Source organism: Mesorhizobium sp. M0060, assembly GCF_040323155.1.
GTDB lineage: Bacteria > Pseudomonadota > Alphaproteobacteria > Rhizobiales > Rhizobiaceae > Mesorhizobium.
The window spans coordinates 1-9,592 of the sequence record NZ_JAMYUP010000111.1 but is presented as its reverse complement, the minus strand read 5'-3'; the positions used below and the strand labels follow the sequence as shown (position 1 = coordinate 9,592).

The window sequence follows — 9,592 nt, the reverse complement described above, 5'->3', positions numbered from 1 at the left end:
TGACGGCGCTCAGGGAATTGGCGCTGCGCCGCACCGCCCAGCGGGTCGACGAGCAGTTGCTGATCCATATGCAGGCCCACGCCATCCCCGGGCCGTGGGCGGCAGGCGAGAGGGTTCTCGTCTGCGTCGACGCGCGTCCGGGCGGTGCCGCCCGCGTCCGTTATGCGCGCAGGCTAGCCGACCGGCTCCGCGCCCCCTGGACCGCTCTTAATGTCGATACCCCTCGTTCAGCCGGCATGCCCGAGGAGGACAAGGACCGACTCGCGACGAACCTGCGCCTTGCCGAGCAGCTCGGCGCCGAGGTGACGACCATTCCGGGTCAGAGCGTCGCCCAGGACATCGTTCGCCATGCGACGGCGAACAACTTCACCCATATCGTGATCGGCAGGCCTACCCGATCGCGCTGGCGAGAGCTGATCGAAGGCTCGCTCACTTATGATCTCATCCGCAATGCTGGCGACATCAGCGTCCATGTCATTTCGGGAACCGAACGGAACGCCGAGGCGACCTCGAGGGGTGTCAGGACGGCCGCTGAGCAGGGGCAGTTCCAAATCTGGCCCTATCTGCTTGCCACGGCCTACGTCGTTGGCTCGCTCGCGTTCGGCGCAGTTCTCGACCAGTTTCTCGACGTTCGCAATCTCGCGATCGTCTTTCTCGTGGCGGTGCTGATATCGGCGGTGACCGGCGGACTCTGGCCGGCATTGTACGCCTGTTTCATCAGCGCCCTTGCATTCAACTTTTTTTTCCTGGAGCCGCGCTACACCCTAACGATTAGAGATCCAGAGAGCATTGTTGCGCTTGCCATCTTTCTCGTTGTCGCCGTCATCGCCAGCAATCTAACGGCGCGCGTGCAGCGACAGGCGGTGGCCGCCCGCTCACGGGCACGGGCCACCGAAGACCTCTATCTCTTTTCCAAGAAGCTCGCCGGCACCGGCACGCTCGACGACGTTCTGTGGGCGACGGCTTTCCAGATCGCCTCGATGCTCAAGTTGCGCGTGGTGCTCCTCTTGCCCGAAAACGGCACGATCACGGTCAAGGCCGGCTATCCACCGGATGACACGCTGGCCGAGGCCGACATCGCCGCGGCGCGCTGGGCCTGGGAGCATAACCGCGCCGCGGGGCGCGGCGCCGACACGCTGCCGGGAGCAAAACGCCTCTATCTGCCGTTGCGGACCGGACGCACGGCAATCGGCGTGGTCGGCCTCGACAACGACAAGCAGGGTCCGCTGCTGACGCCGGAGCAGCAGCGCCTCCTCGATGCCCTCGCCGACCAGGCGGCGGTCGCCATCGAGCGCATCCAGCTTGTCGCCGATGTCGATCGGGCAAAGCTTGCGGCCGAAGCGGACCGCCTGCGCTCGGCGCTGCTGACCTCCATTTCCCATGATTTGAAAACGCCGCTCGCCGCCATCATGGGCGCGGCCGGCACGCTCAGGGAATTCGCTCCAGCGCTTCCCGAACACGACCGGGCCGAGCTGCTGTCGACCGTGCTCGACGAATCGGAAAGGCTGAACCGCTTCATCGCCAATTTGCTCGACATGACCAAGATCGAATCCGGCGCGATGGAGCCCAACTATGCGCTTCACTATGTCGGCGACATTGTCGGTTCCGCGTTGCAGCGGACCCGGAAAATCATCGGCGAGCACAAGACCGAGATCGATATCCCATCGGATCTGCCGATGTTGAAGCTCGACCCTGTCCTGTTCGAGCAGGCGCTGTTCAATCTCCTCGACAACGCCGCAAAATATGCTCCGCCCGGTTCGACCATCCGCTTGCAGGGCTGGGTCGACAGTGGCTCCGTCATCCTGCAGATCATGGACGAGGGGCCGGGCATCCCGCCTGATGATCTGGAGCGGATTTTCGACACCTTCTACCGGGTGCGCAAGGGCGATCAGGTCCGTGCCGGCACCGGGCTTGGACTCTCGATCTGCCGTGGCTTCATCGAAGCGATGGGCGGAACGATTTCGGCGGCAAACCGAACCGGTCGCTCGGGTGCGGTCTTCACCATAGGAATGCCGGCGCCGTCGGAACTGCCCAACCTCGGCGAACCCGATGCGGGCGATCAAAATATGGACGATTTGGCATGACGAGCCTGGACGTCAGGATATTGGTGGTCGATGACGAACCGCCGATCCGGAAACTGCTTCGCGTCGGGCTTGGCAGCCAGGGCTATTCGATCAGCGAGGCGCCGAACGCCAGGGCGGCAATCGAACTCATGGAGACGGAAAAGCCGGACCTTGTCCTGCTCGATCTCGGTCTGCCTGGCATGAGCGGGCATGAGCTGCTGCGCAAATGGCGGGATGATGGCCTGGACATTCCCGTGGTTATTCTTTCCAGCCGCACCGACGAGGCCGGCATCGTCTCGGCGCTCGAACTCGGCGCCGACGATTATGTCACCAAGCCATTCGGTATGAACGAGCTTGTGGCACGCATCCGCGTGGCGCTTCGCCACAAATTCCAGCAGCAGGGCGAAAAGCCGGTGTTCCACACCGGCGATCTCTCCGTCGATCTGGTGAAGCGCATCGTCAAGGTCGAGGACAAGGAGATAAAGCTCTCGCCGAAGGAATACGACATTCTTCGCATCCTCGTGCAGCATGCCGGCAAGGTTCTCACCCACCATTTCCTGCTGAAACAGGTGTGGGGCGATTCGACCGACGTGCAGTATCTCCGGGTCTACGTCCGCCAGCTCAGGCAAAAGATCGAGAAGACGCCCGACCAGCCGCGCTACATCACCACCGAGACCGGCGTCGGATATCGGCTGCGCGAAGTCGAGTAAGTGGGCGTCAACGTGCACTCCAATTCTGCTCGCCAGACAAATCAAATGAGAACGATATGAAAGTCGTCGAATTCATCCGGCCGGAAAGCGTGGTCATTGACCTCGCGGCTAAGTCGAAATCTCGTCTTCAGATCATGTCGGCGAAAGCCGGCGAGACGCTCGGGATCGCCGAGGGCTCGATCTTGCAAGCGCTTCTTGGCAGGGAGAAGTTGGGTTCCACCGGTATCGGCGAGGGGATCGCCATTCCCCATACACGGTTGCAGGGTGTGGGCGAACCATTCGGCATGCTCGCCAAGCTGGGTAAAGCCATCGATTTTGAGGCCATCGACGGTGTCCCCGTGGACATTATTTTCCTACTGCTGATGCCGAGCGAAAGCAAAAATGAACACCTCAACGCGCTTGCTTGCGTCGCACGGCAGTTGCGTTCGCAAGAGGTTTTGAAAAACATCCGGAACGCCATGGGCGTCGAGGAATTATACGAGGCGATAACTCTTCAGGCGACATCGTTACAATGAATCAATGAAGCGTAGACATGAAAGCTGGTCGGCTTGAAACGATGCGCTCTCCAGCCACCGGAGGGCTACTGGGCGGCTGGAGAATGTCAATGGACTGATCGTCCGCCCAGCGGGCCGGGACGGATAACAGCCGGGACTGACAAGCAAGAAGCCGACTTAGCTGATCAGCGGCGGCGATCAAGGCGTCAAGCATGGAACAGTTCCCTAGCGCGTCCCGGCTGAGCAAGAAAGATTCAGGTACCTCCGCCTTTTCGTTAGGGGGAAAGGAGGCGCTGCCCCTCTCTTGGTTCCGGACCATTCCCTGCTGCGGCGCCGCAAGCATGAGCTGGGCGTCGCGAGCGATATCGACGAAACCGACGCCGGCGTATGGACCAATGTTGAAAGGGGGCGCAAGCCTGCTCCCCTCTATGAGCAGGTGCTGCTGCAGTGGGATGGCTTTGCACTCATCATGCTGTCGCGGGATGCCGTAGCCGACCAAGAAGATGCGGTTGATGAAGAAGCTGATTTGACTGCAGCGCACCGGCTTAAACGCCGCCTGTCATCTGACAGGTAATCAGAAAGTTGACGCCCTGAGCGACTTTCTACCTGTAGGGCATTGGGCTCAAGCCGGATAGTTGAGCTTAGCTATTTGCCGCGCCAACAGCTGCACCGCCGTTCGCCTTTTGTGCTTCGAGATGTTGCATAAAAAGGCAGTGTGGAACTCAATCGTAGGGCGGTGGCGCTCAGTCAGCGCTAGCACCTTTTAACTCGGACGACCGCCTGATACAAAATAAGTCCGCGTCTACCAGCGATGTCCAACCCTTCACCGATGTCGTTGCCTCGATAAACCCGACTTCATCACGAGCGGCAATGTAGTCGTCATAGTGTTATTCGGTGGCAACATGTACATCGCGCGCCCAACAGGGTCGCTTGAGGGCGAGTCGGTCTCCAGCCTGATCGCCAATCCGCCCGCTGGCGCGCCCGTGCCGCCGATCCTGCCGCCGGTCGATGGCTTCCTGTTCCTCGACAAGGCGCAGTTCGCCGCCTCCCTCGCCGCCGATGTCGACCCTGAAGCAGCGGCCTTCATGGCGGATTCCCAAGTGCCCCGGGGCGTCGAGGCACTTGCCGGCGCTGTCACCGTCCCGGCCTGGAAGAAGAAGCCGAGCTACTACCTGGTCGCTGCCGATGACCGCATGATCCCGCCGCCGGCCCAGCGCATGATGGCCGCGCGCTGGGGCAAAGACCGTCGAAACCGATGGCACCCATGCCGCCTACGTCTCAAAGCCCGAGGCGGTGGCGAAGCTCACCGAAGAGGCCGCCAACGCTTGAAACAATCGCCGTCAGTGAGGGACGAGGCCCCGGATGCAACCGTGTCCGGGGCTTTCCTGTTCAAGCTCGGGGGCGGCGGGCCGGAGTAGCCTTTATGGTTAGTGCGCCGCACGGATGGCTAGCCAATACTACCAGCAAATCTTTCAGCGAGCCGCTGGCGTCGAAACGCGTCCGCGACGAAATCGACAAAGACACGGGTCTTTGACGGGAGCAGCGTGCGGCTCGCGTAGTAGATCGAGATCGGCCCTTCGTCGATGTACCACTGTGGCATCAGGCGGACGAGCGCGCCGCTCTCCAGATGCGGCAGGACGTGACACACAGCGTTCAAGGTCACGCCGAGACCAAGCAGCGCCGCGCGACAGGTCGCTTCCGGGTCGTCGAGGACGATTGTCTCCTTGAGCTTTACCGGAACTGAGGTGCCTTCGATGTTGCGCATGATGCGTTCGCGGACCCGGCCCGTCCGTGATGAGCGCCATGCGATCCCATCGAACGCAGAAAGCTGCGTGGGGTCGGTCGGAGGTCTGCGCTTCTTCATGTATTTGGGCGAAGCAACCGCGATCAGATGCAGCGGCGCGAGCGTGCGCGAGACGACGCCGGGACCCCATTCGATACCGCCGCCAATTGCGGCATCGAAGCCCTCGGCGATCAAATCAGTCTGTCGCGTCGTGAATTGCCAATCGGGCCGGATGCCGGGATAGCAGGCAAGGAACGCGGGCAGCATCGGGAGAATGTAGTCGGCCCCAAAGTTGAGGCCCATGCTTACCTTGAGCATTCCCGCCGGCTCTGCGCCGTTCGTCGCCACGCTCGAAATGGCCTGCTGGAGCCCTTCGAGGTTGTCCCTGATCTCGAGCAGGAAACGCTCACCCGTATCCGTCAGCGTCAGCCTGCGCGTACTGCGATGAAACAGCCGGAGACCGAGGTTGCGTTCGAGTGTCGCGACGTTGCGGCTCACCGCGGCAGGCGTGAGCGACAACCGCCGCGCTGCCGCGGAAAACCCGCCCGTTTCGGCGCTGCGGACGAAGGATTCGAGGTTGGCCAGTGTCTCCATGGGCTTTTTTCAAGTGATGCTTGTAAGAATTGCAAGTCATTGCGGACTAATTATAGGCCAATAAAAGGGCGATAGCTAGGTGACACACAACGCAGTGCCACCCGGAGACAACGCCCATGCCCACCCAGTCCAACGCTCCCAAGAACGGCCTCAACGCCCTGCTGACCCCGGAAGAGTCGGTGCTGGTGCTGATCGACCACCAGCCGTTCCAATTCGCCAATCTGCACAGCCACGAACCCACGATGATCGTGAACAACGTCATCGCGCTGGCCAAGACGGCCAAAATCTTCGGCGTGCCGACGATCCTGACTACCGTCCTTGAGGACCGCGGCGGCAAGCTCATCAAGGGCCTTCAAGATGTCTTCCCGGATCAGAAGCCGATCGACCGCACCTTCATCAACACCTGGGAAGATGTGCGTGTTGTCGACGCCGTGAAGAAGACGGGCCGCAAAAAGATCATCATGGCGGCGCTCTGGTCGGAGATCTGTCTCGCCATGCCGGCCATCCAGGCCGCCGGCGAAGGATACGAAGTCTACGCTGTCACCGATGCGTCAGGCGGCGTCAGCGTGGAGGCGCACGACATGGCGGTGCGCCGCATGATGATGGCGGGCGTCGTTCCAATCACCTGGATGGCAGTGGCCGGTGAGTTGCAGCGCGACTGGGCTCGCGAAGAGACGGCGAAGCTGGGCGCCGCGACTTTGCTCGACCATGGCGGGGGCACCGGCATCGCGCTCGCCTGGGAACTGCAACTGCTCGGTCAGGCGGCCGGCGGCGGGGCGTGAGCCGCCGTCGCAAGTAATCGAAGCCCAAACCTCTCAGCCCATCGGAGCCTTGTCATGACCAGCAGTAACGCAAGCGAAGCCGCCAAGGCGGTCGTTCGGCGCAACACCGAGGAAGTGCAGGGCGGAGGCAACTTCGCGGTGTTCGAGGAGTTGTTCGCCGACGACTTCCTCGACCACACGCCGCAGCCGGGGCGCACGCCGGACAAGAACGGCGCGAGGGAGCTGTACAAAGTTCTACGCGCGGCGTTTCCCGACTTTCACGCCGAAATCCATTGGCAGCTCGCCGATGGAGACCGCGTGACGACCTACAAGACCTATCACGGGACACACCGCGGAGAGTTTTTCGGGATTGTGCCGACAGGCCGCGAAATTCAATTCGAGACCGTCGATGTCATGCGAGTGCGTGACGGCAAGATCACGGACCACTGGGGCGTGGCCAATCTATTTTCGCTGATGCAGCAGCTCGGCGCGCTGACGCCAAAACTGTGATCCGCAAGTGCCATGCCGGCCGCGGTCGAGAGCCGCGGACGCGCTCTTTCTGAAAGGACATCATATGACCATCGGAATCATCGGATCAGGCGCTATCGGCACGGCCTTCGCGCGCACGTTGGCGCGCGCAGGGATCGAGGCTGTGATCTCCAACAGCCGTGGACCGGACTCCTTGCAGGAGCTGGTGCGCGACTTTGGCCCCAAGATCAAAGCGGCCAGCCGCGAGGAAGCGGCGCGCGCCGACATCGTCTTCGTGGCCGTGAACTGGACAAATCTCCCGGCGGCGATGGCGGACCTTCCAGACTGGAAAGGGCGCATCGTCATCGACGCCAATAACCCGATCGAAGCACCGCTGTTCAAGCCCGTGGACCTCGGCGGACGTGCGTCGAGCGAGGTGTTCGCCGATCTCGTGCCCGGAGCCCGCGTCGTGAAGGCCTTCAATTACCTGCGCGCAGAATTGCTGGCCACCGATCCCCGCTCGGACGGTGGACAGCGCGTGCTGTTCTATTCCGGCGCTGACGGCGCGGCGAAAGCAGAGGTCGCCGCCCTCATCGAGCAGCTCGGATTCGCCGGGATCGATCTCGGCTCGCTGGTGGTCGGCGGCAAGCTCGCTCAATTTCCCGGCGGTCCTCTCCCCAACCAGAACCTCGTGAAGCTCGGGTGAATGGGAGCGGTCTTCGAAACGCGCAAGGTGTCGGTCGAGATGGTTGAGCCGCAGTGCTTCGAAGAGCCGCGAGCATGTTTCTTATCAAAAGGGGCCTTAGAGCGCTATGGAGTAAACATAGTTCGCATCATCACCAGAGGCGGTGCACCGTTCCGCCTCCACCCACGCCTACGTGACCCTACAAGATTCTGAATGGTGCGGACAGGTTTGCCGTTCTTCTCCGCAGGCATATGAACAGGTGTCGCTTGGCAGTTAAGTGCCAAGCGACACCATCCCCAGAAATGAGTATTGACTTCCGTCTGCGGATGCCTGCGCCGGCAAGTGGCCCGTAGCGATAAGGACGGTTCTCGCCATTTGAGGACCGCAAGCCTTGGCGAGTCTAGTCTGAGCGATCAAGCCCCCGCTCTGGACGAGGTCCCATCCTCACAGAATGTTCGCCCACCGGGACAAACGTGACGCAACGGAACGGATGGTTCAGCCGTAAGTCTTGGGGAGGTTGCGAAAGGAGACCAGCATATGACCTGCGAACGAGACGTCGGCACGTTCGAAGAGCCCGTGACCGTTTTGCTGTCCTCGGGCAAAGTCAGTGTTTCGAGCACCCGCGAAGCCGCCGAAATGCTGCTTTACCGCTGGCCCATTGGAGAAACCGGGCGCCGCATCCAGGCTCGCATGGCGTGCATGAAAGTGCTCGGCGGCGGCAGCGCACCGGAGATAGCGCGCGTGGCATTTCTCAGCGCCGCCAAGGAAGCGAAAATCCTGAACGCTTGATATCTCGTCAACGCGTGCCCCACCACTGTCCATCGTGCATCACTCTTGCAGCGGCCGTTACGTTTGTGCAAACGTCGTGCGTCGATCATGCGGAGACGCCGAATGCTTGCGCGAAAAGGCTGGAGCCGCGGATCTGCACTCTACGTCGACCCGCGAGTTGACGCGCTCTGTGGCGAATTCGACGTAGAGATCGTCCCCAAGGGCCGCTATCCGAAAGAAGGCCAGACGCGCGCCGTCGGCTCCATCCGCCGGCTGATCGACAATCATGGCGCTGAGCATGCACGGTTGGTCCTGTGTGTCCTGGCTGAGGGCCGCGGCAAGCACGCGCTCATCGAAGAAAGCAGCCTGACGGCCGTCTCTGACTTGCTGCTGGCCTGTCCGGACCTAGTGGAGCAGGGCATGACCGCCGTGCTCGAGGTTCTCGACGCGATCCCGCTCGGCGCATCCATGGCGATCGTGCTGCGCGGCCGCGTTCATCAGGGGCATGCGCTAGCTGGCATCCTTTATGTGCACCTCCGGGGCCTCCGGGAGAGCTCGCTGACGGCAAAGGAAAGGGCCGGCAGGGCTTCACCAAGCGCCAGCGCCGCCGCGAGGAACTGATCGCACTCGGCAAGAGGATGCTCGCGGTCAAGGCGTCAGTGCCTCATGGCGAGTTCGGACTATGGCTGCGCGATCAACCTATCCCGTACGATTTGGCTTTGCAGGCGATGCGGCTGGCCCGCGGCTGCTGACTAGAAGCGATCGGCCGAACCAAAGAAGAGGCGCTCCCTTGTTTCGCGCCGTATCCCCATCGAGCCTGAACTACTTTCAGTTGTGGGGACGGCCTGAAACAGAATCAGGTTGGCACTCGGCGATCATTCGTAGGCAATGCATTGGCCATCGGGCTCTTGATATCGAGCATATCCCTGGCAGGGTGCACCACAGTTTCAACTAGCGGTGCGGATGGATGGCTTAGGAAGGGAAGTTTTAACGGGGTTTCCGAAGCAATGGCTAAGAAAGGCATGATGCCGGCAGCAATCGACTGCCGGTTCGATAGCACAGCTCCGGGCAAAGCGGCCTATGGATCAAAAGTTACGTGGAAACCTGCCCCCCAAACTTTCTCTGGCAAATGCATGTCGGCCCTCCCGATCACGTTGCGAGGAGCGAAGCTGGATCACGCGCACTCGGTCTTCATCGCGTGTTTTCGCAAGGGGTTCGTGACAAGGCAACGGGTCAAGTAGTTCAGTGTTCGATCTGGAGGAATTG

Annotated in this window: 11 protein-coding genes; 10 read left to right on the top strand and 1 reads right to left on the bottom strand. The window is 61.5% G+C overall.

The window, feature by feature from the left end:
• The 5 genes from NKJ94_RS36440 to NKJ94_RS36420 form a co-directional block, all read left to right on the top strand.
• Positions 1 to 2,084: DUF4118 domain-containing protein (locus NKJ94_RS36440; protein WP_352532498.1), on the top strand; the 2,084-nt coding region annotated here is incomplete at its 5' end.
• Positions 2,081 to 2,773 carry a response regulator transcription factor gene (locus tag NKJ94_RS36435; protein WP_352532496.1) on the top strand — a complete coding sequence of 231 codons (693 nt, stop codon included), beginning with the start codon at positions 2,081 to 2,083 and terminating at the stop codon, positions 2,771 to 2,773. The genes NKJ94_RS36440 and NKJ94_RS36435, both read left to right, overlap by 4 nt.
• Positions 2,774 to 2,829: 56 nt before the next feature.
• On the top strand, positions 2,830 to 3,288 hold the full coding sequence (locus NKJ94_RS36430) for a PTS sugar transporter subunit IIA (protein WP_352532494.1): 459 nt from the start codon (positions 2,830 to 2,832) through the stop codon (positions 3,286 to 3,288).
• A gap of 283 nt (positions 3,289 to 3,571) precedes the next feature.
• Positions 3,572 to 3,841 (top strand): hypothetical protein, encoded by a 270-nt coding sequence (locus NKJ94_RS36425; protein WP_352532492.1) that lies wholly within the window; start codon positions 3,572 to 3,574, stop codon positions 3,839 to 3,841.
• Between the two features lie 328 nt (positions 3,842 to 4,169).
• Positions 4,170 to 4,685 (top strand): alpha/beta fold hydrolase, encoded by a 516-nt coding sequence (locus tag NKJ94_RS36420; RefSeq protein ID WP_352532490.1) that lies wholly within the window; start codon positions 4,170 to 4,172, stop codon positions 4,683 to 4,685.
• Positions 4,686 to 4,714: 29 nt separating this feature from the next.
• Here the strand turns inward: NKJ94_RS36420 and NKJ94_RS36415 are convergent, their stop codons facing one another.
• A complete protein-coding gene (locus NKJ94_RS36415; RefSeq protein WP_352532488.1) occupies positions 4,715 to 5,644 on the bottom strand; it encodes a LysR family transcriptional regulator in 930 nt (309 codons plus the stop codon).
• Between the two features lie 116 nt (positions 5,645 to 5,760).
• Between NKJ94_RS36415 and NKJ94_RS36410 the strand changes: the two genes are divergently transcribed.
• The 5 genes from NKJ94_RS36410 (at position 5,761) to NKJ94_RS36390 (ending at position 8,947) form a co-directional block, all read left to right on the top strand.
• Positions 5,761 to 6,426: a hydrolase gene (locus tag NKJ94_RS36410; protein WP_352532486.1), complete on the top strand. Its 666-nt coding sequence runs from the start codon at positions 5,761 to 5,763 to the stop codon at positions 6,424 to 6,426.
• A 54-nt stretch (positions 6,427 to 6,480) separates the two neighbouring features.
• Positions 6,481 to 6,915: an ester cyclase gene (locus NKJ94_RS36405; RefSeq protein ID WP_352532484.1), complete on the top strand. Its 435-nt coding sequence runs from the start codon at positions 6,481 to 6,483 to the stop codon at positions 6,913 to 6,915.
• A 64-nt stretch (positions 6,916 to 6,979) separates the two neighbouring features.
• On the top strand, positions 6,980 to 7,579 hold the full coding sequence (locus NKJ94_RS36400; protein WP_352532482.1) for an NADPH-dependent F420 reductase: 600 nt from the start codon (positions 6,980 to 6,982) through the stop codon (positions 7,577 to 7,579).
• Positions 7,580 to 8,095: 516 nt separating this feature from the next.
• Complete coding sequence (locus NKJ94_RS36395) at positions 8,096 to 8,347, top strand: DUF982 domain-containing protein (RefSeq protein ID WP_352531233.1); 252 nt, start codon at positions 8,096 to 8,098, stop codon at positions 8,345 to 8,347.
• Between the two features lie 102 nt (positions 8,348 to 8,449).
• On the top strand, positions 8,450 to 8,947 hold the full coding sequence (locus tag NKJ94_RS36390) for a PDZ domain-containing protein (RefSeq protein WP_352532480.1): 498 nt from the start codon (positions 8,450 to 8,452) through the stop codon (positions 8,945 to 8,947).
• The last annotated feature ends 645 nt before the right edge of the window (positions 8,948 to 9,592 follow it).

Bases quoted from the DNA above. Each gene is read 5' to 3' on its own strand.
- NKJ94_RS36430 (WP_352532494.1), top strand. From the start codon at position 2,830: ATGAAAGTCGTCGAATTCATCCGGCCGGAAAGCGTGGTCATTGACCTC.
- NKJ94_RS36395 (WP_352531233.1), top strand. From the start codon at position 8,096: ATGACCTGCGAACGAGACGTCGGCACGTTCGAAGAGCCCGTGACCGTT.
- NKJ94_RS36435 (WP_352532496.1), top strand. From the start codon at position 2,081: ATGACGAGCCTGGACGTCAGGATATTGGTGGTCGATGACGAACCGCCG.
- NKJ94_RS36390 (WP_352532480.1), top strand. From the start codon at position 8,450: ATGCTTGCGCGAAAAGGCTGGAGCCGCGGATCTGCACTCTACGTCGAC.
- NKJ94_RS36415 (WP_352532488.1), bottom strand. From the start codon at position 5,644: ATGGAGACACTGGCCAACCTCGAATCCTTCGTCCGCAGCGCCGAAACG.
- NKJ94_RS36405 (WP_352532484.1), top strand. From the start codon at position 6,481: ATGACCAGCAGTAACGCAAGCGAAGCCGCCAAGGCGGTCGTTCGGCGC.
- NKJ94_RS36400 (WP_352532482.1), top strand. From the start codon at position 6,980: ATGACCATCGGAATCATCGGATCAGGCGCTATCGGCACGGCCTTCGCG.
- NKJ94_RS36410 (WP_352532486.1), top strand. From the start codon at position 5,761: ATGCCCACCCAGTCCAACGCTCCCAAGAACGGCCTCAACGCCCTGCTG.
- NKJ94_RS36420 (WP_352532490.1), top strand. From the start codon at position 4,170: ATGTACATCGCGCGCCCAACAGGGTCGCTTGAGGGCGAGTCGGTCTCC.